Annotated in this window: 24 protein-coding genes and 1 pseudogene; 12 read left to right on the plus strand and 13 right to left on the minus strand. The window is 49.3% G+C overall.

Annotated features, from left to right (window positions below):
* Window positions 1–58 precede the first annotated feature (58 nt).
* From ACES2C_RS05040 to ACES2C_RS05055, 4 genes and pseudogenes are all read right to left on the minus strand, one after another.
* Window positions 59–1,657 carry a hypothetical protein gene (locus ACES2C_RS05040; RefSeq protein WP_374167010.1) on the minus strand — a complete coding sequence of 533 codons (1,599 nt, stop codon included), beginning with the start codon at window positions 1,655–1,657 and terminating at the stop codon, window positions 59–61.
* A gap of 27 nt (window positions 1,658–1,684) precedes the next feature.
* Window positions 1,685–2,283: pseudogene (locus tag ACES2C_RS05045) on the minus strand (DUF6443 domain-containing protein); the annotation flags it as partial.
* 43 nt (window positions 2,284–2,326) lie between these two features.
* On the minus strand, window positions 2,327–2,695 hold the full coding sequence (locus tag ACES2C_RS05050) for a hypothetical protein (RefSeq protein ID WP_374165909.1): 369 nt from the start codon (window positions 2,693–2,695) through the stop codon (window positions 2,327–2,329).
* A gap of 46 nt (window positions 2,696–2,741) precedes the next feature.
* The gene (locus tag ACES2C_RS05055; RefSeq protein ID WP_374165910.1) at window positions 2,742–3,146 is read right to left on the minus strand and encodes a hypothetical protein; all 405 of its coding nucleotides are present in this window, start codon (window positions 3,144–3,146) and stop codon (window positions 2,742–2,744) included.
* A 299-nt stretch (window positions 3,147–3,445) separates the two neighbouring features.
* Here ACES2C_RS05055 and ACES2C_RS05060 point away from each other — a divergent pair, with 299 nt between their 5' ends.
* Window positions 3,446–3,961: a DUF4168 domain-containing protein gene (locus tag ACES2C_RS05060; RefSeq protein WP_374165911.1), complete on the plus strand. Its 516-nt coding sequence runs from the start codon at window positions 3,446–3,448 to the stop codon at window positions 3,959–3,961.
* A gap of 50 nt (window positions 3,962–4,011) precedes the next feature.
* Here the strand turns inward: ACES2C_RS05060 and ACES2C_RS05065 are convergent, their stop codons facing one another.
* A complete protein-coding gene (locus ACES2C_RS05065) occupies window positions 4,012–4,575 on the minus strand; it encodes an arylesterase (protein WP_374165912.1) in 564 nt (187 codons plus the stop codon).
* A 190-nt stretch (window positions 4,576–4,765) separates the two neighbouring features.
* Entirely contained in the window at window positions 4,766–5,113 is a 348-nt protein-coding gene (locus ACES2C_RS05070) for a LiaI-LiaF-like domain-containing protein (protein WP_374165913.1), read from the minus strand.
* A gap of 191 nt (window positions 5,114–5,304) precedes the next feature.
* Here ACES2C_RS05070 and ACES2C_RS05075 point away from each other — a divergent pair, with 191 nt between their 5' ends.
* The 3 genes from ACES2C_RS05075 to ACES2C_RS05085 all read left to right on the plus strand — a co-directional run bounded on the left by ACES2C_RS05075 (window position 5,305) and on the right by ACES2C_RS05085 (window position 7,029).
* Window positions 5,305–5,475, plus strand: coding sequence for a hypothetical protein (locus ACES2C_RS05075; RefSeq protein WP_374165914.1), 171 nt, complete (start codon window positions 5,305–5,307; stop codon window positions 5,473–5,475).
* Between the two features lie 568 nt (window positions 5,476–6,043).
* Window positions 6,044–6,691, plus strand: coding sequence for a hypothetical protein (locus tag ACES2C_RS05080; protein ID WP_374165915.1), 648 nt, complete (start codon window positions 6,044–6,046; stop codon window positions 6,689–6,691).
* Window positions 6,643–7,029: a hypothetical protein gene (locus tag ACES2C_RS05085; RefSeq protein ID WP_374165916.1), complete on the plus strand. Its 387-nt coding sequence runs from the start codon at window positions 6,643–6,645 to the stop codon at window positions 7,027–7,029. The genes ACES2C_RS05080 and ACES2C_RS05085 overlap by 49 nt, the downstream gene beginning before the upstream one ends.
* Before the next feature lie 143 nt (window positions 7,030–7,172).
* Here ACES2C_RS05085 and ACES2C_RS05090 read toward each other — a convergent pair whose 3' ends face one another.
* The 3 genes from ACES2C_RS05090 to ACES2C_RS05100 form a co-directional block, all read right to left on the minus strand.
* Window positions 7,173–7,388, minus strand: coding sequence for a hypothetical protein (locus tag ACES2C_RS05090; RefSeq protein ID WP_374165917.1), 216 nt, complete (start codon window positions 7,386–7,388; stop codon window positions 7,173–7,175).
* A gap of 182 nt (window positions 7,389–7,570) precedes the next feature.
* Window positions 7,571–8,272 (minus strand): DNA/RNA non-specific endonuclease, encoded by a 702-nt coding sequence (locus ACES2C_RS05095; protein WP_374165918.1) that lies wholly within the window; start codon window positions 8,270–8,272, stop codon window positions 7,571–7,573.
* Window positions 8,251–8,928 (minus strand): hypothetical protein, encoded by a 678-nt coding sequence (locus tag ACES2C_RS05100; RefSeq protein ID WP_374165919.1) that lies wholly within the window; start codon window positions 8,926–8,928, stop codon window positions 8,251–8,253. Before ACES2C_RS05100 ends, ACES2C_RS05095 begins: the two co-directional genes overlap by 22 nt.
* A gap of 310 nt (window positions 8,929–9,238) precedes the next feature.
* Here ACES2C_RS05100 and ACES2C_RS05105 point away from each other — a divergent pair, with 310 nt between their 5' ends.
* The 6 genes from ACES2C_RS05105 (at window position 9,239) to ACES2C_RS05130 (ending at window position 16,363) form a co-directional block, all read left to right on the plus strand.
* Window positions 9,239–10,693 (plus strand): RtcB family protein, encoded by a 1,455-nt coding sequence (locus tag ACES2C_RS05105; protein ID WP_374165920.1) that lies wholly within the window; start codon window positions 9,239–9,241, stop codon window positions 10,691–10,693.
* A 361-nt stretch (window positions 10,694–11,054) separates the two neighbouring features.
* Entirely contained in the window at window positions 11,055–13,163 is a 2,109-nt protein-coding gene (locus tag ACES2C_RS05110) for a carboxypeptidase-like regulatory domain-containing protein (RefSeq protein WP_374165921.1), read from the plus strand.
* 32 nt (window positions 13,164–13,195) lie between these two features.
* Window positions 13,196–13,840, plus strand: coding sequence for a hypothetical protein (locus ACES2C_RS05115; RefSeq protein WP_374165922.1), 645 nt, complete (start codon window positions 13,196–13,198; stop codon window positions 13,838–13,840).
* A gap of 51 nt (window positions 13,841–13,891) precedes the next feature.
* The gene (locus tag ACES2C_RS05120) at window positions 13,892–15,013 is read left to right on the plus strand and encodes a sensor histidine kinase (protein WP_374165923.1); all 1,122 of its coding nucleotides are present in this window, start codon (window positions 13,892–13,894) and stop codon (window positions 15,011–15,013) included.
* Window positions 15,006–15,764 (plus strand): LytR/AlgR family response regulator transcription factor, encoded by a 759-nt coding sequence (locus tag ACES2C_RS05125; RefSeq protein WP_374165924.1) that lies wholly within the window; start codon window positions 15,006–15,008, stop codon window positions 15,762–15,764. Before ACES2C_RS05120 ends, ACES2C_RS05125 begins: the two co-directional genes overlap by 8 nt.
* Before the next feature lie 20 nt (window positions 15,765–15,784).
* Window positions 15,785–16,363: a TMEM175 family protein gene (locus tag ACES2C_RS05130; RefSeq protein ID WP_374165925.1), complete on the plus strand. Its 579-nt coding sequence runs from the start codon at window positions 15,785–15,787 to the stop codon at window positions 16,361–16,363.
* Window positions 16,364–16,471: 108 nt separating this feature from the next.
* On the opposite strand, the gene ACES2C_RS05135 is transcribed toward ACES2C_RS05130, so the two are convergent.
* Window positions 16,472–17,251, minus strand: a complete 780-nt coding sequence (locus ACES2C_RS05135; protein ID WP_374165926.1) for a phosphatase PAP2 family protein — start codon at window positions 17,249–17,251, stop codon at window positions 16,472–16,474.
* 323 nt (window positions 17,252–17,574) lie between these two features.
* Between ACES2C_RS05135 and ACES2C_RS05140 the strand changes: the two genes are divergently transcribed.
* The gene (locus tag ACES2C_RS05140) at window positions 17,575–18,711 is read left to right on the plus strand and encodes a glycosyltransferase family 2 protein (protein WP_374165927.1); all 1,137 of its coding nucleotides are present in this window, start codon (window positions 17,575–17,577) and stop codon (window positions 18,709–18,711) included.
* Between the two features lie 167 nt (window positions 18,712–18,878).
* Here the strand turns inward: ACES2C_RS05140 and ACES2C_RS05145 are convergent, their stop codons facing one another.
* On the minus strand, window positions 18,879–20,207 hold the full coding sequence (locus tag ACES2C_RS05145) for a sigma-54-dependent transcriptional regulator (RefSeq protein ID WP_374165928.1): 1,329 nt from the start codon (window positions 20,205–20,207) through the stop codon (window positions 18,879–18,881).
* Between the two features lie 184 nt (window positions 20,208–20,391).
* Here ACES2C_RS05145 and ACES2C_RS05150 point away from each other — a divergent pair, with 184 nt between their 5' ends.
* Window positions 20,392–21,636: a sensor histidine kinase gene (locus tag ACES2C_RS05150; protein WP_374165929.1), complete on the plus strand. Its 1,245-nt coding sequence runs from the start codon at window positions 20,392–20,394 to the stop codon at window positions 21,634–21,636.
* Here ACES2C_RS05150 and ACES2C_RS05155 read toward each other — a convergent pair whose 3' ends face one another.
* Window positions 21,637–22,407, minus strand: coding sequence for a GLPGLI family protein (locus ACES2C_RS05155; protein WP_374165930.1), 771 nt, complete (start codon window positions 22,405–22,407; stop codon window positions 21,637–21,639).
* A gap of 3 nt (window positions 22,408–22,410) precedes the next feature.
* Window positions 22,411–24,114: an outer membrane beta-barrel protein gene (locus tag ACES2C_RS05160; RefSeq protein ID WP_374165931.1), complete on the minus strand. Its 1,704-nt coding sequence runs from the start codon at window positions 24,112–24,114 to the stop codon at window positions 22,411–22,413.
* Between the last annotated feature and the right edge of the window lie 17 nt (window positions 24,115–24,131).

The following is a 24,131-nucleotide window of genomic DNA, read 5'->3' on the forward strand; positions in this document are numbered from 1 at the left end:
CTTGCATCCGTAACACTTGCCAGCCGGTTGCTTTGTCCGCTGTTTTTATAGGCGTAGCTCAGTTCATCAATCCTGGCGCTGCTTCCCCCGTACGGCTCAAACTCTGGATGTTCCCGCCCTTGTCGTAGCTGATACTCTCATTGTAGAAACCTGTCTTCCCACTGGCGTTATAGGCTGCCAGCTCCAGCCGGTTCAGTTTGTCGTAGCTATAATCATAACTCTGCGACTGCTGCGGGAAGCCTGAGCTGGCAGGCACCCTGGTTTGCCAGTTCACCCCGCTGATGTTTCCGTTATACTGCTTTCTCGCTTCCGTACTATGGTCGCCATACGCTAAGGTCATTCCAAAGGCCCGCTCCCTGCTCAGTGAATCCGGATGGTTCATCTGCTTGAGCCAACCCCGCTCGTTGTACTTATAGGCGATCTTCTGCAAAAAAGTATTCCCGCCATCACCCGAGTGAAGCCGCTTTTCCTTCAACTGCCCGATCTCGTTATAGACATTTTGAGCTAAAAGCACCCTGGAGCCCCCCATCGTCTCCCAGGTATTCACCTTCCGCCCTCTGTGATCATAGTCGTAGCCGGTCACGATCTTGAGCTGCTCGGTTCCCCCCACTTTATGACTGCGTGAGCTCTCCTTTAGTTCATCGGTGAAACTGTACGTATTATCTGTCTCATCATAGTTTCCCGCAACACGTGTTCCTCCTTTGTAATGCTCACTGAAGTTCTTGACTACTCGCCCGTCATCATCGTAGTAGTTTACATTCCACAGCATATCAGAAGGATTATTAAGAACGGCGGTACGGCTCGCCGTTAAAAGGCTATGGATCATCTTGCTATAAGTATCCTTCTTATTATAGGCAGCTGGAAGATCAGGAATTTCGTAGTCGTCGTAGTAGTTGACCGTCAGTACGATAGTCAGACTAGTGGGATAGGTCCTCAACTCGTATCCATATACCTGCCCCGTCTTTCTTTCATCCCACTGCAGAGTGGCGTAAACCTGCGTCCTGAGATCTTCCGGACTTATCGTCACGTTTCCATTGTTCCAAAAGCCTGTCATAACTACACGGCCCAGCCCATCGTATTTGGTTATCAGCCACTCCTTGCGCTTCCGCTGTTCGGCATCCTGAGTGGCCACCACTTGGTCCAGCTTGTTGTACACCAGATACTCCCAGCCCTTCCCCGGCAGTTTCTTCCTGCTCATTCGGTTCCGTTCATCGTACCGGTACTGGTAACACAGCTCATTTATGGCATCTGCAGAAGGTTGCCCGTTATCCGGCTCGGCCTTGGGAGGCAGCACAAAACACAGGTTGCCGAAGTCGTCATACACGTAATAGGTAGACAATGGAGTACTTTCGTCCTTCCATGTTCTCTTCAACACCACCCGATCTTCCTTATCTTTAAACTCCGGGATCAGTCCCGCCTTTCCATCTCCTTCCTTCCAGTTCTCATCCTTTGTCTCATTTACATACAGCTCATTCTTGCCGTACTTCTCTTTCATGGTCAGCGTCCGGCCTCCTGATGCATCGATTGTTACCTCATACAGCCGGGCCCATCTACCGCTGCCACTCAGTCCATCTGCCTCGTTACTGAAGTAGCCCGTGCGGACCGTGTGCCCTCCCCCAATCTGCCAGGCCGCCCCAGGTGCGCCCTGCTCCTCCACCCGGTTTAGGGGCGAAGGCTCGAAACGTGTCTCTGAAAAAGGGCTGGGGATACGTGGAACCCCGCTGGCAAGCTGGCTCTGGCTGCCGCCCGGATTATAAAAAGCTGATATCCCCGCGCCAGCAGTCAGGGCAGAAGCCTTGTAACTCCCATTCGAGGAAGGATCTGCGTACGGCAGTATCTTTTTGCCTCCCGTCCGAAAGCATCATACTCAACAGGAACCACGATATCCCTCGTCGCGTTCGGATTCCCCTTTACCTGCACGGTCTGAAGAGGCCGCCCCAGGCCATCAAAATATTGCACGTCCATCATCACCTCACTTGTCGCCTTAGCAGCCAGGTTATCTGAAGAACCGAAAGGCTCCCGAGGCGTGTACGTCACAATATAGTTCTGGTCCTGACTTAAAGAGGCGGCAAGGGGCACACATACTGCGGCAGGAGGGCTCGTCAGGTAAGCACGAAAACTCGAACCAGCTGGCACATAAAAGCCTGGCTTCAACGTAATGCTTCCCGTGGCCGTCACTACCGGCTGACTACTATTATAGCTGCTCAACTCGATATGCTGTGCTGACGATCGCCCGACACTTAGCAGAAAAACAAAGTTTAGGATATATACAAGTCGTTTCATTTCTCCAAGATTAGCTCTTAGCGCCTATGCGCTACTATTGATACTAGTTCCGGTCCAACTTCAAATCCTCTATTTCTCCCTTCAACCTCCTCATTTCTTTTTGCTGCTCGATCAACAAAAGCGTCAGCTCTTCAACTTTCTTCAGAAGTGTTGCATTCATAGCCCCCAGGTTCACGCCTTCCTTCCCAACCTGAGCTGCGCTTGGCACACCGGGCAAATGTTTGTTTTTCTTAACAAAGGCTTCGATCTCGTCCAGTGAATTTAGTTGGTAGTCTTCGTTGAATACATAATCCGGCCAGTTCTGATTCTCAACTTTAATCTCCCTGGCACGAATGTTTCCGTTGACTGAAAATTTATAGTTGCGCGAATTGTCTGTCCCGATTGAAAGGTTGCCACTCGGATCATTGATCATCACAGCACTCACTAGAACTGGTATTTCTGTACCTACCGGCGCCTTCTCAACGATATTCTGTAATACTGTTGGATTCCCCCAGCTTGCACGACTTTACCGCAAATGCTACCCAGTTTTGAGTAGTGACTACATAAACATCCAGAGCCGTACCGTTCTGATAGATTTTGACGGTGAACATACCACCATTTCCGGTCGCGCTAACCGTTTTGTTAATCTTCAGCGCATCACGCGATGCCACATAAAAAGAGACTTCCCCGATATTACTGGAGTACCAGGCGCCCCCAAGAATATCGATCTTTAATTTATCGTAGTTATTTACATCGTTGATAGCCTTCAAGCTCCCTACATAGTAGCTCTTGGAACCTTCTCCGGTTATAAATTCTTTAGAATATTGTGCCCGTACAACTAAAGAGGCAAATACAGTTACGATAAGTAAGGCAAGTTTTTTCATAATAAAAGAGTGATGATTTTTTCGATATTTCTTTCGGTTTCAGAGCTTCTTGTACTTCGCCGAACGGCGCCAAGCATTTCAAGGCCAGTTTCGTTTCATAGGGTTGATGTTTATCCGGTAAACATAAAAGTTCAGACTGCAGCTAAACTGCAGTTTGAACTTTTACCACATTTTTGTTTCTGTCCCCCCCGCACACTGTTGCTTTACCCAACAACTCCCCTCCCACAAACCCTTCACAACCCATCCAAACTGCTTAGGCCTGATAATTGCAGTCAATTGAGCTTATAAAATCATCTATTATGAAAATTAGCAGAAAACTATTAGCAATAGCTACCGCATTCACCATTTCCGCAGGGGCAAGTCAGGCCTATTCGCAAACGAACGGTACGCCTAATGCTCCGGCTACTCAGGAAGCCCAGGTGAAGGAAGACTTCAGTGATGCGAGCCTCCAGAAGTTCGTCTCGATAAGCAGGAAGCTCGAACCACATCAGAAAAAAGCGGAAGAGCAGATGGTTCAGGCCATCCAGCAGGAGGGACTTACTCCCGACCGTTTTACCCAGATTATGGCAGCACAGCAGCAAAGGGATACGAGCAATGCAGGAGCCAATCAGGCTGAACTTGGCAAGTTCAACAATGCCGCCAAAAAGATCATGGTGATCCAAAACGCTGCAATCCCCCAGATGGAAAAAGTGATCTCAGCAGAGGGAATGCAGCCGCAGGAATTTCAGCAGATCGTGCTCGCCTATAACCAAAGCCCGAAGGTAAGGCAACGGATTGACGCCCTGATCCAGCCTCAAACTTCACCGAAACAGTAAAGCTAAAGGGATAGACCGGTACCGCTGAATTTGCGGCGGTCTATCCGTTATTATAAAAGATCTTTCAGAACCTTCCATACCGTTTCTGCAATGATCTTATATCCTCCGGCAGAAGGATGAAAGCCGTCACGCAGGTTTAAATCCGGAATACCCGCTACTCCATCAAGAAGGAAGGGAACAAAAGCCATATTATTAGTAGTCGCGACGGTTCTGAACACCTGTCTGAACTCCTGCGCATAACTGTCCGCAATGTATGCAGGTGCCTCCAGGCCCAGCAGAAGCATCTTTACACCGGGATTGCTGCCTTTAACCCGGTCTATAATTGCCTGCAAGTTATCCTTGGTGTTGCTCACCGGAATACCGCGTAACAAGTCGTTTGCCCCCAGGCCCAGCACAAACACGTCAATGGGATGGCTAAGCAGAAGGCTGATCCGGCTCCTGCCCCCTGCCGTCGTTTCACCGCTCAGACCTGCGTTGATAATCCTATATGGGAGTGCCTGCTCCTCTATCTTATCCTCAATCAAGGCCGGAAAAGATTCCAGCGAGGGTTTGAGCAAGCCATAGCCAGCAGTCAGGCTATCTCCAAAAAACAATATTCTCTTTGTATGAGTCATCTATAAATTACCGCCATCAGCTCATTTTGTTTAGATGAAAAACCTTCATCGGCTGCCGCCCCTGGCCGATATAAAAGCGGATGGAAAGAGCAAAAATAGAAATGCCGTCATCTGGATCTCGTCAGCCAGCACAACGGCATTCTGCTTCGAAAAGCATTATTATATATGATGGACGCCAATAAAGGCGGTGTTATTTACAGCAGACTGTCTTACGTCCGAACATCAGGTGCAGACCGGTTGCCAAAATCATTACAGGGAAGATAATGTGGTGAAAGTTGATTCCGGTATAAATACGATCGACAAGAAATGCCGCACCAATCGCTATTGCAAAATAAGCGCCGGGCCTCCTGAACTTATGCTTCACCCCACTGGCAATACCGAGCACGATCAGAAGCATCGGCCAGCTTATCAGCCAGTCGGGAATGTCAATAGCTGGAACCAAAGATTTGGCGAGCATCACGACGCCCAGAAGAAGAAAAATTACGCCTGTGGTAACCTTGTTGGAACGACCTGTCTTACTTATGTTTTCGCTGTTCATAACCTTGTTTTTTTCTTCAAAACTAGTGGCAGAGTGAAGAAAGATCAACAGGAATTAGGCCATCAGAGGCCTGCAAACGGTGAATAACGGAAAATCACCGGCAAATTTTTCTAAGCTTTTTTTGCCGCGCTCCATCTTCACCAAATCTTCATATTGAGTTTGCACCTTTGAAATACAAAATCGAAACGATCATGAAAAAGACAATTTTAGTTTTAGCTTTAGCCGGATTTACTTACGGAACATTTGCAGCTCCTGTTCAACCAAAAGCTGCCAAAACAACAACCACTTCAGTAGCAAAAGCAGACACCGCTAAAAAGAAAGCAGTAAAAGCTACTAAGGTTAAAAAATCCGTAAAGAAATAGTATTTAGTTTATTTTGATAAGGTTAGGTAAGGGGGTTGGTCGCCATGATCAGCCCCTTTTTTGTATTCCATCTATACCTAAGCTGTAAGATATCCTAACAGCATCGGTCTTTTCAATCCCCAATCCGCACTGCCCTTCAGTCCCGGCAATAATACATTGTTAAGGCAGGCAAAGCTCGCGCCTTCCCTTATGATCCCCTGCGCTATTACCCGCGCCGCCGCTCACACGGCCTGTTCACAACTCATGTATTGATCGCACTATAATCGCACCCTCCCCAAAACCTTACCCTGGTGTGATTATAGCCATTAAAAAGCTACTCATATGCCACCTTTATCCCACCTTTTTGCTTGAAAACGTGGACTCTGAGTGTTTATTTGGACAGGGTATAAATTCTTAGCTGTAACTACTTAGCGAGTAGGGCCCTATTGATTCCTTGATTTTTTATACTCATCTTTATACTGAATTAACCAGGCGGACAGGCCTTTACGACCTTATTATCTGATTGAGCTGATCCCGAAGTTTCTGTTGTTCGATAATGGCCTCCTCCTTTAAACTTAACGAGTTCATTATGGCAATTATTGACAAAAACGGCGGCATTCATGGAAGTGCAGGATCGGTAGTGTATCGCACCTACCGGGGAAGGAACGTCCTTCAGAGTAAACCCAAAAGAAAGAAACAGACTCCTGCCAGCATTCGCAGTGCCTGCGAGTTCGGGCTGGCCAGTTCCTCTGCCCGCATCATCCGCCAGGCATTTCACCCCTTACACCGCGACCTGCACGACGGGGCCATGGTCAACCGCCTCACGTCGGCGGTATCCAGGAGCATCCGGGCAAGCTCTAAAGAGCGCGGGGAGCGCGACCTGCACGATGGCGACCTGTCCTTCCTGGAGGGCTTCAGCTTCAATGCCGCCAGCGGCCTGTTCCCCTCCCTGCAGGTGAAACCCCGGGTTTCGCTTACCGAACAGGGCCAGGTGAAGGTCTCACTTCCCTCCCTGGGGGTGGACAGCGAGCTGCTCGACCGGTTCTATGAAGCGGGCCGCTTCCGCATCCGCTTTGTGCTGGTGGCCTTCAACTTCCGGGAGGAGTTCTATGAGTATGTCGACGTGAAAGATGTGGTGCTCAGCCGGCTCAGTCCCCTACCGGCACAGGAGCTGCTGTTTGACGGCGAGTGGCCTCAGGGCTGCCTGCTGCTGCTGGGAGCCCCCTCGAGTACCTGAGCTATAACCGGCTCGACAAGACCTACGGCAGCATCAACAGCAAAGCGTTCTCACCCTGCGAGATCATTGCAGCCATACCGGCGCGGGATGAGGCTGGGCAGGGTTACGGCAGGCAGCGCTACGAGAAGCTGCGGGAGGCCGGGCCTCAGGTCCTCTTGTCGTTCTTCAGTGATTATCCAGGCCGGAAGATGCGTGAGAAGGTAGAGAAACTGATGGGTGAGGGACGGCTGCGGCTGCCCTGGAACCGGACCAGTACAGACTCCGGAGGAGAGCAGCGATCGCAGGAGGATGACTGGGTTGATCTGAAAGGGAAGCGTACGTCTTTTAAGGAGGACTAAGGAGCTTTGCAAAAACGCTTGATTAGATGCGTGTGCATACGGGGCTGAAAGCTTGAAAGAGCAATCAGCTTTTATAAAAACCTGCTTTCCCGCACCAACAAAAGACAATCAGCAAGCAGGTTTTATAATACAAAATCGAGCTTTTAAATGTCGTGCTTCTTCTTATCGTAGAGGGGAGCCGTAGCAGCGAGGAGCAGGAACAATACGACGAGTATGAACGGACTTACATTGATGTGTCCTGAGTTAGAACCTGCCGTATTACTGATGTCGCTATCAGCAACGTTTACAGCGTATGAATTGTAAGCGCTAAAGCCCAGAAAAAGAAGAGTGTAAAAAACTTTTTTAACAACAGATTTCATCGGATGCATTTTATAATGATACTTCAAAAATAAGAAATATGTTTTAAAAGAAAGGGCTGCCTCTTTAAGACAGCCCCTTTCTCATTAGCCTTGTGGGCCAATCCCCAATTTATTCTTAATTATTTACTAGCACAAATAAAAGAGAATATATTGAAACTACCATATTGATTGAAAAAAAACCACTATTCCAAACTGTCCTTCGTTGTCTCAATGGCATCCTGAACAGCTCCGGGAAGCCCGGACAGCAGGTTATAGCCGGTGGCACGCTCGATATCACGTACTGATACCCGGTACTTCTTCCAGTCGGGCTCAATGGAATTTACGTTGGGCGTATTGACAGCAATGACGCGGGTGGTGCTACTGATGCGGCTCAGATCATTATTGCCTTCAGGAATCACCACTGCAACTTTCCAGATATTGGAGGGCACCGTCACGCGGTTGCTGTCGAGTGCAACGGCAGCGCCTCTGCTACCCGTCCCTCCCCTGCCGTACGAACCCATGATCACGTATACCTCGTTCCCGCTGCTGACCAGTGTCCGCAGGTAGGCTTCCATATTGTTCCAGGTCTTCTGGTTATTATTGGGAGCCTGCGGGACCATGTTGACCATCAGGAAGGTGGACGAGTTTGCTTCCGCAGAGCTGACGCGGTCTGCGGAGGGGCAGTTATGTCCTCTGTCGAAGCCTGAGCCCGAGTAACTCGTATTCTTAACGCGGTACCAGGAGGCGGGCAAATCGCTGAAGGCGGCAAAATCATTCCGGCGCTCCACCTTCTTCGTAATATTGCCGGCATCCAGGTGCCAGCTCACCCAGTTGGGCGTGCCTCTGCCATTGCTGTACGATACCGTGTAGTACTTCATGTCAATCAGGTAATTCTCTGGGAACATGATACTGGCCTGAGCGTCTGAAGGATTTCCGAGGAACAGGTTGCTGTTCTCGCCCGAGGCAGGGGGGCGTCGGGAAGATTGCCGTCGGGGGTACCTCTCTGTGCTCCAGGCTCGGGAGTGGCAGAACTATCCGCGTCAGTCGTGTCTGGCTGACCAACGATAATCCCCGGACTGCCCACTCCCCGGAAGGTGAGGTCATCTAAATTTACCCGTGCCGTACCTTGCTTGGAGATTCTGAAACGAACCTTCCCCTGGGCCTGCACAGCGAAGGAATCAAGCACAAGAGAGGTATTGGTTTCCATGATCGTATTTCCGACCTGCTCATAGCTCAACCCTCCGTCCCTGGAGATTTCGAGCTTCCATTCAGAAGGAGCATCATTGCCGTACCTGGCATGCTTCACATATAGCATTCTCACTCCGGCAACGTCAAAGTTCATGCTAATGCTTCCGGTCCGCAGCCGTACGGCATACAAACCTTCCTTCTTATCCGCATCAAGCTCTCCAATGAGGGCATCGTTTAAAGTCCACGAGCCTGTTAAAAGAGTGACCGAGTCCGTTTTATAACTACCTTTCGTGCCACTTTTCGAATGTTTCAGTAATGCGGTAAGGGAGAGAATCGCGGGAGACGGAATCCTGACCGGGTACAGGAGCGTCATCTTCCCTTGTCAGTTTCGAGCATGAGCTAAATGCTAAAAGCACTCCGAACGTGTAAAATAAAAATTTCGTTTTCATAGTGTAAACTTTAGAAGCTATCAAATCCCCTTAGATTGAAGGGCTTATTAATATTGATCCGCGGATCGGCAGATGTGCTGTAACACAGGTAGATATTCAAAGGCGAAACTCGACAAAGATATTGTGGCAATATTAACAGGATGTTAAGGATCGTACCAAAGTAATTTAAAAAAGGGAAACAGCCGGGTACCCTGCGAATGTTGTTCTGAGAAGGCCCAGTAAAAAAAGAAGGAAATGGAAAAAGAGAAAATAAGCAATGCGGATCTGAATAAGCTGGGCATAGAAGACCTTGACCTGATTGTTCTTTTCAGCAGGGTAGCCAACGGGCTCTTAAAGCATCAGGTGATGGACAGGATGGAGATCCTCGCTCATCTGGAAGCTCTTATTTTCGACCCTTCGCCTTACTCGGCGCAGAAGGGCGGCAAATTCAAGAACCTGGCAGACAAGGTAATTGAGCTGCGGAAGGAAGGAAAGTTTGACCGCCCCACAGAAAAGATCCCGAAACTAAAGAAGGATAGTGCGAACTACCCTGTATACGGACTTGAAAACATTGAGGCGGGAGCACTTGAGCAGATGAAAACGGCCATGAGCCTCCCTATTACAGTTGCAGGAGCCCTGATGCCCGACGCGCACCAGGGATATGGTCTGCCGATTGGAGGGGTATTGGCCACCACAGCTGACACGATCATTCCCTACGCCGTGGGGGTAGACATTGCCTGCAGGATGTGTCTCAGTATTTTCGAAATGCCTGCTGATACGATTGAACAGAAGAACGACTACCTGAAAAATCTGCTGATAAAGAACACGGTGTTCGGAATGGGCGGAGAAACGAAAAATCATTTCGATACGAGCCTTTTTGACCGCAGGGAATGGAAGGCCACGCAGCAGATCAAGCAGCTCAGGGACAAGGCGTATAAGCAGCTGGGCACCTCGGGAACGGGTAACCACTTTGTGGAATGGGGGGAACTGTCTGTCGGGGACGGCGCTCTTGAAGGCATACCTGCCGGCAGCTACCTGGCCTTGCTCTCGCACTCGGGCTCGCGGGGCTTCGGAGGCAATATTGCCAACTATTACTTTAAGCTTGCCATGCAGAAGACCAGGCTTCCGCATGAAGCGAAGCATCTGGCCTGGCTCGACCTTAACTCGGAAGAAGGAGAGGAATATTGGATCGCCATGAACCTGGCAGGCGATTATGCCTCTGCCAATCATCATGAGATCCATAACAAGATTGCGCGCGACATGGACTTGCAACCGCTGCTGCGGATTGAAAATCACCACAACTTCGCATGGAAGGAACAACTGGATGATGGCACGGAAGTGATGGTACACCGGAAAGGTGCAACCCCGGCCGGCAAAGGCGTGCTGGGCATCATTCCCGGCTCGATGAGTACCCCCGGCTTCATAGTCAGGGGTAAAGGCGATCCCGCTTCGATTAATTCAGCCTCTCACGGCGCAGGGAGGGTAATGAGCCGGAACGTAGCATTTAAGACGTTGAAGAGAGATCTTGTGATGGCCGAACTGCTCGACAAAAAGATCACCCTCGTAGGCTCGGACCTCGACGAAGCGCCCATGGTCTACAAGGACATTCACACCGTAATGGCCGCCCAGCAGGACCTGGTAGAGGTGCTGGCAAAGTTTACGCCCCGCATCGTCAGAATGGCGGATCCAAAGGAACGACCTGAGGATTAGGCGTAATAGCTGTCGGCTATCGGCTGTCAGCTATGGCCGTCAGCTATCGGCTCTCAGAGGAAAAGGGTAATAACTGTCGGCTGTCGGCTATCGGCTGTCAGAGGAAAAGAGTAATCTTAAAGCGGAAGGCGTAAGGGGCTTAAAGCGGAAAGCTGATTGCGGAAAGCTGATTGCTGATTCCTCCGATTGCCAACTGCCAACTGCCAACAGCTAACAGCCAACTGCTGATTCCTGATTGCTAATGTCTGATGGCTCACACATCGCTAACCGCCATTTATCCCCTTGTTCCTCCCGCTCATCGGGAATGCCTTCGTTTTCGGGCCATCCTGTTGCACTTTCGTTTGTCAACAAGCGAATTGCAATGAAACAAAATTTACTCACGGCTTTAATTCTGATCATTACATCGAGGTCCTTTTGCCAGACGGTACTTTCGGGCACGGTTAAGAACCAAAAGGGCCAGCCTGTAAAGCAGGTTAATATTTCGCTTAAAGGGAGCTACGATGGCGCTTCGACCGACAGCATCGGAAGGTTTCACTTTTCAACAGCAGAACAGGGCCGCTTTTCCCTCGAATATTCTGCATTGGGCTATATGAGCGATAGTATTCGGGTAAACCTGGACGGGAAGCCGCAGACCTTCCAGATCGTCATGAAGAAGAAGGTTAACGAGCTGGACGCGGTACAGATCAATGCCGGAACGTTTGAAGCGGGCGACAAGAAGAGAGGAACTGTATTAAACTCTCTCGACATTGCCACAACAGCGGGAGCAAATGCCGATATCTTCAGCGCACTTCAAACCTTACCGGGCGCACAAACCTCCTTTGCAGAAAGCGGGCTGTTTGTGAGAGGAGGTTCGGCTGCCGAGACCAAGACGTTCTTCGACGGCATGCTGATCAAAAGCCCATTTAACTCCCGGGTACCTGACCAGGCATCACGCGGAAGGTTCTCTCCCTTTCTTTTTAAAGGCACTTCTTTTTCCGCCGGTGGCTACTCCGCGCAGTATGGGCAGGCTCTTTCGTCGGCCCTTATCCTGGAGAGCAAAGATCTGCCGGAGAAGACCACCACCGGCCTCTCATTGCTCACCGTGGGGCTGGGGGTAGATCAAAATATCCGCTTTGAGAAGAGTGCTTTAACTTTGGGGGGCTTTTATTATAATCTAAAACCTTCCCTGGCGCTGATCCCTCAACGCACACAGTGGGAAAAGGAGCCTGAGCAATATGGCTCCACCCTCCAGTATAAACTCAAAACCTCAAAAACCGGCATGTTAAAGTGGTATAGCGACTTCAGTAAAACGATGCTGGGGCTGTTTGCAACTGACCTGAACGAGCCTTCGGGCAAGAGTTACCTCAGCAACACCAATAAAAACACGTATGTGAACACGACCTGGCAGGACTACGTTACTCCGAAGTGGAAACTACAGGCAGGGCTCGCTTTCAGCAATACGACTGATGATGGCCTTCAGAAAGAAGATCGGTACAGCCGCAGAGACCGGGTGTTTCAGGGCCGCATAACAGCCACACGTTATTTAACATCCTTATCTACTCTGAAGGTGGGAGCTGAAAGTTTCGCCTTTAGCCGGAACGAGAGCATGAATGGCCTTGGCCGAAGCTATGACGATCAGCTCAGCGCCGGCTTCGCTGAAGCAGAGGTATACATCACCCCTTCTCTGGTGACCCGCTTAGGACTGCGCGGCGAATATTCATCCTACACCGGCAATTACAACCTTGCCCCAAGGGCGTCTGTGGGATACCGGACAGGTAAATACTCACAGGTATCGCTTGCCTATGGCAAGTTCTATCAGAATCCGGAAGATGAATACCTCATCCGGGAGGCGCTCAACTTTGAGGAAGCTGACCACTATCTGATGAATTACCAGTACAGCAACTCCAGCTATATTTTCAGGGCCGAGGCGTATTATAAGGGCTACAACCGGTTAACAAGAGATTTTGATGGTACACTGAGCAACACAGGCGAGGGCTTTGCTAAGGGACTGGAAATCTTCTGGAGAGATAAAAAGAGCATCAGGAACGGAGATTACTGGCTATCTTACTCGTATCTTGATACGAAACGTATCTTTGGCGACTACCCTGTCAGTTCTGTTCCCCCCTTTGCTGCAAAGCACACGCTGAACGTGGTTTACAAGCAATTCTTTCAAAAGCTTAACTCTCAGATCGGCACCACTTACACCGTGGCAAGCGGGAGAACTTATGTCAATCCGGCTAATCCTGTTTACCTGGGAGACCAGACCAGGACCTACCATAACCTGAGCTTAAATGTGAGCTACCTGACTCACATCTTCAAACAGTTCACGGTACTCTACATCTCAGCCAACAATATTCCCGGCTTTAAGAATATTTACGGGTATCATTACTCTCCCGACGGACAGTACAGGCAGGCCATACAGCCTCCGGCAAGGCGCGACTTGTTTGTCGGGCTCCTGATCACCATAGGCGATAACACATTTGTACGCTAAAGCACGAATATATAACCCCTAATCATTAAATTATGAAAACTTTAAAAGCATCGTTTCTTCTTATTCTTCTCCTTGTTTCCATTCATTCGCATGCCCAGAGCGAGAAGTTCAAAACAGCTATGACCAAAGGGCTCGAACAGATGAAATCAGTCAAGACTCCCGATGACTTCATTGCCGCTGCCAATCATTTCGATCGCATTTCGGCAGTTGAGAAAAAAGAATGGCTGCCTTCTTACTATGCCTCTTACTGCAATCTGACAGCAGCGCTGATGACTGCCAGCAAAGAAAGCAAGGACCTCTATCTTGACAAGGCACTGGCGCAGGTGTCGCATGCCGACTCGATTGAACAGAACAACAGTGAGATCTACACGTTGAAGGGCTACGTTGAGTTTATGAAAATGGCGGTGGACCCGATGAGCCGTATGGATTTCATGAAGAAGGCGAACGCCTCGCTTGAGCGCGCAATTGCCCTGAACCCTGAGAACCCCCGCCCCTACCTTGTACAGGGTCAAAACGTATTCTACACCCCTGCCGCATTTGGAGGTGGAAAAGATGCAGCCAAACCGGTACTGGAGAAAGCAGTCGCAAAATTCGCTACATTTAAGCCTGTAAATGCATGGTCACCCGACTGGGGTAAGGAAAGGGCGGAGACCCTGCTTGCGGAATGCAGGAAATAAAGACAGCAAACGAACGCCGCAGAGCGGAAACCCGCAAACAGTAATGCGAATATGGAGCAGACATTAGCAAAAGGCGCGAGTGCCCCTGGCAGCTATTCAAGAAAGAGCGTGCGAGAAGAAAGAGCCGTCTATATAACGGCCGGCTGGAAAAAAGCCAACCTCGCCAACCTGGTTTTTGGCATCGGCCTCGGGGCGCTGATCTGCCTCTTCATGACGGCCTCGAGAGGCAAGCTGGTCAGCTTTGAGACCTTTGCAGGCAATGCCTTCTTCAGCGTCATGATCTCGCTGGGGGTGATCAACTTCATCATACTCGCTCAAACCATCTTCAGGCTGCGGTATGAAAAAATCTGGTTTGTGGTAGTCTACTATGTTGCCAGCCTGATGGGCATGATGGTGGGCACAGAACTCGCAAGACTGATCCTCGCTTTCGTATACGAGGTTCCCTACACATTCTCCCGTCAGCAGGACATCCTGTTCCGCTCACTCATCGTGTTTATCGTTTGTACTGCCGGCTATATTTATCATGCCCGGAAAGTGTCTTTGCTTGCGCGTCTCCGCCAAAAGGAGCTCGAGATGGTGAAGCTGAGCCAGCTCAAGACGCAGGCAGAACTCGCTACGCTACATGCCCGCATTAACCCTCATTTCCTTTACAATTCTTTAAACTCCATTGCAAGCCTTATTCATATTGACCCTGATAAGGCTGAGTCTATGACCTTAAAGCTGTCGCAGCTGTTCCGATACAGCATTAATTATGACCGGGAGGACCTGGTGAGGGTTAAAGATGAGATAGAAACGGGGAAGACGTATCTGGATCTTGAAAAGGTACGCTTCGGCGACCGGATAGACTTCCGGATTGAGGTAGACGAGGCTCTCCTTGAGGCAAAGATCCCGCGCTTTCTGATCCAGCCCCTAGTGGAAAATGCCCTGAAGCACGGACTAAAGAATACCGTGTCGAATGGAGAACTGCGCGTCAGTTTGCAGCAGCAGGGAGAGCAGGTTGAACTGATCGTAGCTGATAACGGCGTGCCTTTCCCCGCGGAATTGCAGACAGGCTACGGCCTGCAGAGCACATATGACAAACTTTCGTTATTATACGGCGAAGATTACGAGCTTTCAATCTCAAATAATCCCGTGAAGCAGATCAAGATCCTTATTCCGCTAAAATATGAGTAAACCCTGGAAGACCCTTATTATTGACGATGAAGAACTTGCGCGACTTCGGCTCAGGAGGCTGCTGAGCGCCTACCATGACCTTATCGAGATCGTGGGAGAAGCGGTTAATGGCCAGGACGGACTGGAGAAAATCGAGCAGCTTAAACCAGACCTGATCTTCCTGGATATTGAAATGCCTGTCTATAATGGATTTGAAATGCTGGCGAAGCTGAACAATCCGCCGCAGGTGATCTTTACAACGGCCTATGACCACTACGCCATTAAGGCCTTCGAGGAGGACTCGGTTGACTACCTGCTGAAGCCTGTGGAGCCGGAGCGACTGGAAATCACGATCAGGAGGCTGGAAAAAAACAACCGGCCAGGCGTGCCCGATCTCCCTCTCGACTCTCTTATCAGACAGCTTACTGTTAAAAGTGAACGCAAAACGCTCACTGTGAAGATTGGCGACCGGATACTCCTGGTTAAAACCGATGATATTGCCTATATTCAGGCGGAAGATAAGTATGTTTTCTTGTGCTGCCTTGACGGCAAGAGGCATCTTACCGAATTCACGGTGAGCAGCCTGGAGGAAAAGCTGCCCGGCTCTTTCCTGAGGATCAACCGCGGAACGATCATCAACACAGATCATATCGCCGAGATCAGGAAAGGATTCAATGGCGCACTGACCTTTATCCTGAAGGATAAAGAAAACACGCGTATCAGTTCGAGCCGGCGCTATGGCGAAATGCTAAGAGAACATTTCGATATTTGAAAGAACAAACTACTGCTACCATGATCACGAAACAACGGCTCGAGGCCTTTAGCGATGGCGTCATCGCTATTATTATTACCATAATGGTGTTGGAGATAAAGACTCCTCACGCGGCAGACCTGGAATCGCTGAAGCCGCTGATCCCCGTATTCATCAGTTACGTGCTAAGTTTTCTGTATGTGGGTATCTACTGGACTAACCACCACCATATGATCCTTGCAGCAAAATCCGTGAACGGTAAAATACTGTGGGCTAACCTGAACCTGCTTTTCTGGCTCTCTTTGATTCCGTTTGTTACTGCCTGGATGGGCGAGAATCACTTCGCCAGATGGCCCGTGATCTTCTACGGCATTATCCTCATTCTTAACTCTCTTGCGTACAAACTGCTCGCCTATATGCTGGTGCGCCACCATGGTTCTGACTCTGTCCTGAATAAGGCCATTGGCAGGGATTTGAAAGGATGGTTTTCTATTGTGGTTTATGGAATTGCTGTCGCGGCTTCTTTCATCAATTCGTCCGCAGGCCTGATACTTTACTTTTTAGTGGCGGCTCTCTGGCTTATTCCTGACAGGAGAATAGAGCGGTCAGTTAACTCGTAATTCAGGCTGGCAGCAGATGAAGCTCAATGCACGATCCTTATTACGGAGAGTCGTCAGAATGGAGCCCGGCTCAGCATCAGGCCGATTGCAGATGGGGCTGTTACAAACTTAAAAGCGCGCCGTAATGGATACCCCCGTTGCTCTGTCGGCATAAAACGGGGTCATGGAGACGTTGGTGTTCTTTTTGAGAAGGTTCTTTAAGTGGGGATAGACCGCATAAGTTGCTTTTACTGATAAGATCCCCAGGCCGGCGCCGGCTATTACATTACTAAACCAATGCGCATTATTGTAGACCCTCAGAATGCCGGTGGCTGTGGCAGCGGAATATGCGGCTACGCCGTACCAGACGGACCGGTCGCCAAACTCCTGATTCATAATCTCAGCAGCCGCGAAAGCCGTAGTGGTATGGCCGGAAGGGAAAGAAGAGTACGACGCCCTATTCGGCCTTAACTGCCGGATCTGGTCCTTCAAGGCCCATGCCGATCCTTTTGCTACTGCCAGCGAAAGAAATGCCAGTGCGGTCTGATCGACAATCTTATTCTTCCCTTTGATGCCGCTCATGTTCAACGCGTAGGTAGCTATGAGGGGTGAGTACTGAAGGTAGTTATCAACAGTGGTGCGGAAGCCGGGATGATCTTCCTGCATATCATTATACACGCTGCGGTCAACTCTGCGCAGCAAATTATTGTCGAGTGCAAAAAATCCGTAACCAAGGAATACAGCAGGGGCAATATAGCCTGCCACGGAGGAGGTGCGCGGCGAAGGATCAGGATAGCGCTCTTCTGTTGTCACTGCCGGAGCTTTTAAGGCGGCAAATACAAGGGTATCAGGCGTCTGAGCGCTTGCAACGGACGATAGCAGGATTAAAACAAAAAGCAGATGTTTCATATTGACTTATACGAACCCGGCCGCCCGGGGTTACTCTTCGGCGGCTAATTGGCTACGCAACAGCTTATTAACGCTTATTTTGTCTTTTAGGTATATGACTTCTCACTTTTTGCGAAAGTCGGTCTGTTTTCTAAAGGACAGAAGAACACCCGCAAAACGTTAATCCCGTTGCGGGTGTGATACGTATGAATGCTTTTACCACCTGCCCGACTTTTGTTCGCATCAGCATCGCAAGGATCAGTGGTTGGCACAATGAAGCTGCAACATACTTTGACTTCCTTTGTTTCTCTTGCTCAGGCTCATGTCCTCCTTTTTAAGCAGATATGTTTTTAGCATTCCTTCTTCTCACGACACTATTCTGGCCCCTGGCCTGTGTCTATTTCCTCGCCAACAGGCGGATGCAAATTTTATCAGCTCAGCCTCTGGCAGAGAGGCTCCCCCGAATTGCGGTTATCATCGCCGTGCGAAATGAAGAAAAAGAACTGGAACAGGCTCTTGCGAGTGTGGCCCGTATGGACTATCCCGGCTGCCGGGTGCTGGTGATAAACGACCGCTCAACAGACAAAACAGGGGAAATTGCCGAAAGAATAGCTGCGGCGCATCCGCACATTACCGTGCAACACGTTAAAACGCTGCCCCCGGGCTGGCTGGGAAAGAACAACGCGCTTTATCAGGGCTACCTCAACTCAGATGAAGAATGGATACTTTTTGCTGATGCTGATGTAGTTTTCGGGGAGGGGAGTCTGAGAAGAGCGGTGTCCTGGGTGCAGCAAAAGAAACTGGATCACCTCACCATATTTCCTGACGTGTCGTCGCGCTCGACCATTTTAAACAGCATTTTTGCAACGTTCAAGATCATGCTGCTTCTGCGCATCAGGCCATGGGAAGTAGAGGATCCCTCCTCCAGGGCATCGGTAGGAATAGGAGCATTCAATCTCATCAAACGGACTGCATATGCGAGAGCAGGCACACATGAACGCATACGGCTGCGGCCGGATGATGATTTGAAACTGGGAGAGATGGTGAAAGCGGCAGGTTTACGACAAGGAATCCTGAACGGAGAAAACGAATTAAGGCTGGAGTGGTATACAAGCGTCAACGAGCTGATCAACGGTCTCATGAAAAACACCTACGCAGTACTTGACTACAACATCTTTAAAGCTGCTGGAGCCACCATCGGAGTATTTACATTCGTGGCACTTCCTCTCCCTCTCTTGCTTATGCAGGGAACCCGGACAGGAGTCGTCTTTGCTTTGATCGTTCTGATCTCGCAACTGACTTTGCTGTTCTCTGCTCCTGGCATCCGCGCCAGATGGTGGTATGTATTGATGATTCCATTCGCAGGTCTCCTGATGTCTTTTATTATTATCCGTGCTACTTTCCTGACGATCCGCCAGGGCGGGATCTACTGGCGCGACAGCTTCTATTCTCTGGACGAGTTAAAAAGAAACGGGAAGTAAGCCCCCTGGACAAAAGGCCTGTCCACTAATTCTAATCTTTACGTTGGAACTGACTTGAGAAGTAAGCCCTCCATAGACTAAAGGCCTGCTTCCCCTTCTGCTGGTTACGGGGTTCTGATGGTTATGTGCTGACCAGGGAGAGACTCGAACTCTCTAGGGTGTTCACTTCAGATCTTATATTCCTCCAGCTTGCGGTACAGAGTAGTAAGACCGATACCAAGCAAGCGGGCAGCTTCTGTTTTGTTGCCTCCCGTATATTGCAGGACCTTTTTGATGTGCTGCTTTTCGATACTTTGCATGTCGAAAACGGTCTGGCTTCCCTGAGAGTTGAATTCTGCAGGAAGCAGCTCAGGACCAACAGCGTGACCGTCGGCCAGTATTGCCACACGTTCTATAACATTCTTCAATTCCCGGATATTTCCTTTCCAGCTATGTGCTTTTAATGCCTCAACAAAGGGAGGTGTCATGATAAGATGCGGCTGTGACGCCTTTTCTCCGAACTCCCGAAGATAGTGAGCTGCAAGAATTTCTATGTCGCCTTTGCGTTCGGCGAGCGGGGGAAGCGCTATGGTGAAGACAGACAAGCGATAAAAAAGATCATCGCGGAAGTTTCCCTTTTCAGCCTCAGCCTGCAGATTCCGGTTTGTTGCCGCTATGATGCGTACATCTACCGAAGTGGTTTGAGTATCCCCCACTTTGATGAACGAGCGACTTTCCAGTACGCGGAGCATTTTTGCCTGCAGAGGAAGGCTCATTTCTCCAATCTCGTCCAGAAAGATCGTGCCTCCATTTGCCTCATCAAAGAGTCCCTTCTTGTCTTTAATTGCGCCCGTGAAAGCGCCTGCCTTGTAGCCGAACAGTTCGCTCTCAAGAAGTTCCTGGCTGAAGCCACTGCAATTTACGGCCACAAATGCCTTATCACTGCGCGGGCTCTCAAGGTGAATAGCGCGTGCAAAGACCTCTTTGCCGGTCCCTGTTTCTCCCTGAAGCAAGACCGTTGTGTCGGTCCTGGAAACCCTTCTGGCCATTTCAATGGCCACCTTTATCGACTCTGACTCGCCTGTTATCGCTAAAAAGCCTTTTCCGTCCTGAACATGCTTATTGTGTGCTGTCCTATCCCTTTTCTGAGCCTTTGCTTTTTCCATCGCCTGAGCAAGCAGAGGAATAATGCGGTCATTGTCATCACCTTTGGTGATGTAGTCAAAGGCTCCTTTCTTAATGGCAGCAACACCGTCCTGGATGCTTCCAAAAGCGGTGAGGTTGATCACTTCGACCTCAGGCTTAGACTGTTTGATCAGACGGACCAATTCAACTCCATTGATGTCCGGAAGTTTGACGTCGCTCAGAACAACATCGATGTCCTCCTGGTTCAGAACTTTCAATCCATCTTTTGCCGTATGAGCCTGAAACACGTTGTATCCTTCCAGAGAAAGTATTCGTGACAGCAGCCCCGCCAGCTTCTTTTCATCATCAATAATCAGAACAGCGCCTTGCATAACTTATATTTCCGGCGTAAATTAACGAATTAAATAGCTTATAAACTATTGCAGGGGAACTGATCAAGAAGGAACGCCGCGTCACATCAAGTGGCTGGCATCCAGCTCCATATTTTATTTTTTTAAAACTTCATGTATCTTTTATACGGGCATCTCGTATAAGTGCACACTCTAATTAACGAATATGATCTCAAATACCTATGGAATTTCGCCTAAGCCGGCTGGGGCTTGCGTTACCGTATGCGGTAGTCCTCAGCAAACGGCACCTAAAGCGGATGTTCCACTTATGGCCCAGGTAAAAGATTTTTTTGGGGGTATAACAGATACTTCCAGCTGGCCGGCACGCTGGCACTGCGGCACGTGGAGCGACTTCCATGGATGGCTTTATATCTTGTCGGACCTGTCAATCTGGGCCGCATATTTCGCAATTCCCTTCTTGCTGTGGCGGATTGTAAAGAAGCGGACAGACTTGCCCTTTCCCAGAATCTTTTGGCTATTCAGCGCTTTTATATTTCTCTGCGGCACCAGTCACCTTTTGGACGCCATTATTTTCTGGTGGCCGGCTTACCGCCTGAGTGCGCTCGTCAGACTGGCTACCGGCGTTGTATCCATCTCCACCGTCTATGCGCTCTACAAAATCCTCCCCATGATCTATAACCTGAGAACGCGGGAGCAGCTGGAGGCAGAAATTGAGGAAAGGAAGAAAGCAGAGCAGGAAGCCCGGCACCTTCAGTTGCAGCAACAGGCAGCGAAGGACCTGATGGCAAAAAAGGACGAGTTCATGAGCATTGCAAGCCATGAACTAAAAACACCCATTACCAGTGTAAAAGCGAGCTTGCAGCTCCTTCAGCGCATGGCTGATAAAAACGAAGCGCTCGAGCCGATTAGTCCGTTCCTTGAGAAGGCTTCTAAACAAGCTAACAAACTGGCCTCTCTTGTGACCGACTTATTGGACGTGACGAAGATCCAATCGGGCAGGCTGGAACTTAGCAAGAGCCACTTCAATCTGTTGGAGATGGTGACGGACTGCGTGGAGCAATGTAAAATAGAAGATCAGAAGCATGAGGTGATCGTAGAAGGAGATCCGGACCAGGTTGTATTCGGCGACCGGAACCGTCTTGACCAGGTATTATGTAATTTGCTTACCAATGCGTTTAAATATTCGCCGGCTCATGATCAGGTGAAGGTGGTAACAACTGAAGAAAACGGAAGGGTGAAGCTCGCTATTACAGACAAAGGCATCGGCATCCCGGCCGATAAACTGGATAAGATATTTGACCGGTTCTACCGCGTTGAGAACACCTCGCAATTATTTCAGGGCGTGGGACTGGGGCTCTATATTTCATCGGAAATTGTAAGACAGCACGGCGGGGAAATAGGCGTTACAAGCGTGCCGGGACAGGGCTCTACCTTCTGGTTCACCTTTTAGCTAAAGGAGAAATGCCTTTAGGGCCGACTTTGCATAATCTCCCCAACTTTTTAATGCCGACAACAGCGTCTCTTTGAGCTGCTTGTTGTTAACCACCTTTCCTTTTGCGGGCGGAGTGACTGAGCTGGGAGGAACCGCCTGGTCTGTCACCTTTGTTGCAAACCATGTAATGTTCTCGTGCGGAAGGGCAACCCCCAATATCATTCCCGGCAGGCCATTAAAAGATTCAGGACCGCCGGAAACAGGGATCTTCTCTGTATAGAACGCCACCACGTAAATGGAGTCGAGGATCAGGGCATTGGCTCGCCGGCACTCATAACCTGCGATCTCCCTCATCTGGCTGGTGATTTTCCACCTGATCTTCCTGGTGGTATCGCGCACAAGAAAGGTCTCTTCGAATACCTTTTTCTGAACCACACTTTCCATTGTGCTGAAATTGGTAAACACGGTGTTATTCTGTTTTACCATCGGGCCTTCAGCCCATGAAGCGTTTCCCTCTGTCTCGTCCGCCGGCTTAAACAAGGCGCGATCTCCGGAGAACGTCAGGGTACTCTTCAGCTTCTTAAACTGAGGCTGGGTCTTTTTGTATTGGTCAATAACCTGCTGCCACATGCCGTCATTGTCGCCTGCGTCCTTCCTCAGGAGCGCATACATATTCACTGACTTTTCGTACTCAATGGTTCCCTGTGTCACAAAGCGGGCGTATTGAGCAAGAGCACAGCTATTGCCCAGCAGCAGAAAGGATGAAATAAATATGATGAAGGTCCTCATAGTCTATTGCTTTTTGGAAGCGCCTCCCATCTTGTTAAAATCCCAGGTGAGTGATAACATGAAATAGCGCCTGATATTGTTATAGCTGGTTTGCGTAAGATAGTTGCCATTAGCAGTCCGGTCAAATCCTATGTTTTGGTTGAGCAGATCGTAGCCTGTAAAAGAGAGCTTCAGATCGTCCTTCTTGGTAAAGGTTTTACTCAGAGAGGCATTCCAGGTGAACCGTTCGAAATTTTCATTAAACGACTGCGTTTTCTCCCTGTACTGATAGCTGCCATCTGAGCCCACCTGCACCTTACCACGCAGGTAGAACGTAAAGTTAAAGTCGGCATTAAAGCCTCCTCCGTTGTTATTGAGCTGCCTTTGCAGAGAAGACTCATTGGTGGTATAGCTAGGCCCAAAGGATCCGTATAAGCTATACTTCTTCTGCTTGTATTTCGAAATAGTGATACCACCGGAATAGGTATATGAAGTAGTCTTGTTACTGGCGTTATTGATGAGGCTATAGTAGGTGTTGCCGCTCAGACTGAAATTGACCCCTAATCCCATATCGAGTTTTTTGATCTTGCGGTCCAGGTAGGCACTCAGGTAAAAACTGGAGGGATTTTTATCCTTTAGGTTGAAAGACTGATACGTACTTTTTCCAGCCGAGTCTGTGACGGTATTGTTCACGATCGGGTTAACAGTAAAGTTGTAAGAGCCGTAGAGCCATATGGACCGTTCGGTCAGCACTTTATAAGAGCTGTAGCGCATATCAAAGCGATTAGAAAAGGCTGGCTTCAGGTCCGGGTTCCCCACTGTAATATTAAGAGGGTCGGTATTCTCACGGATTGGCTGAATCTGCCCTATCCCGGGCTGGTGAGTATTACCCTGGTAGGCCAGCCTGAACATTCTTTGCTGGCTGAAGCGATATTGATAGCTTGCCTCGGGATTCCAGTTAATAAAGTGGCGCTTGTACTCTTTAGCCGTGTACTCATCACGCTGCCGGAAGCTGACAGATGATAGCCGCGTGCCAAAATTGACAGTGATCTTATTATTCTTCTTGTAATTGAAGATTGCTCCGCCCTGGTTGGAAAGCTGATCCAGCGAGTAGTTGTTGCTTAAGCTCCGGTCCAGCTGATCGTACCTTCCCTCAGCAGACCGATTAAACGACTTTCTGTCAGAGCTGCTGTTATTGATAGAGACTCCGTAATTGAGAACAACCGCGAGGTTCTTATGGAGAGGTTCCGTATAAGTGAGATTTCCACGGAAAGATTTGTTTTCTGAATCGCTGCTTTTGTATTGATCGATGTTCTGGATGCTGTCGGGTCGGCCATCCTGATTATAATACTCGATGTCAGAGTTGAGAAAGCCGCTGGCCGAATTATCGTTTACAGATCCATTCAAGGCCACCGAAAATGTTCTGCCCTTCTTTTTAAGCTTCTTATTCCAAAAGGCGCTTGCGTTAAACACTGTTCCTTCGCCGTTATTGGAAACGGTTCTGTTATTACTGTTAAGCAGCACATTGTTACCCCGTTGGCTGAGTGAATTATAGCTATTTCTTGTCTTATTTCTCTTGGTGGTTCCGTCTGCGGAGACCTTTAAGGATGAGGTGGTGTCAAACTTCACCTCATACATGACGTCGAGCTTCTGACGGTTTGCGAAATTATTGAAGTTTTGCGCTGAGTTTCCAAGAATGACGCCGGAGGGAAGGTTATTCTGAGTCAATGAGCTTCTTACTCCAT

Source organism: Arcticibacter sp. MXS-1, assembly GCF_041902385.1.
In the GTDB taxonomy this organism is placed as follows: Bacteria; Bacteroidota; Bacteroidia; order Sphingobacteriales; family Sphingobacteriaceae; genus Arcticibacter.